The sequence below is a fragment of the Vibrio sp. 10N.261.46.A3 genome (genome assembly GCF_041472995.1).
Lineage (GTDB): Bacteria > Pseudomonadota > Gammaproteobacteria > Enterobacterales > Vibrionaceae > Vibrio > Vibrio coralliirubri.
Window position 1 is genome coordinate 1 of the sequence record NZ_JBFRRH010000092.1, and the last position, 212, is coordinate 212.

At 47.2% G+C, this 212-nt stretch carries 1 protein-coding gene; it reads right to left on the reverse strand.

Annotated features, from left to right (window positions below; all coding sequences use genetic code 11):
• Positions 1 to 212 (reverse strand): transposase zinc-binding domain-containing protein (locus tag AB4484_RS19895; RefSeq protein WP_372079987.1); only part of this gene is annotated, 212 nt, incomplete at both ends.

Genomic DNA, 212 nt, shown 5'->3' on the forward strand with positions numbered 1-212 from the left:
TCAGGAAAGACATGCTGTTGCTTTCGTATCCACCGCTCTGTGGCTTTAATGCCACAACTGCTGCAAAACCGAGACTTACACGTTTGGTGAATGTATTTGTGATGGGTGCAGTCAGCATGACTGCATCGATACTCTTTAGAGCCAAAAGCAGCGGTACTGCAAGCGAGCATTTTAGTGACGTTTTCAATGACGACGGTTCGGAGTTTTTCCCG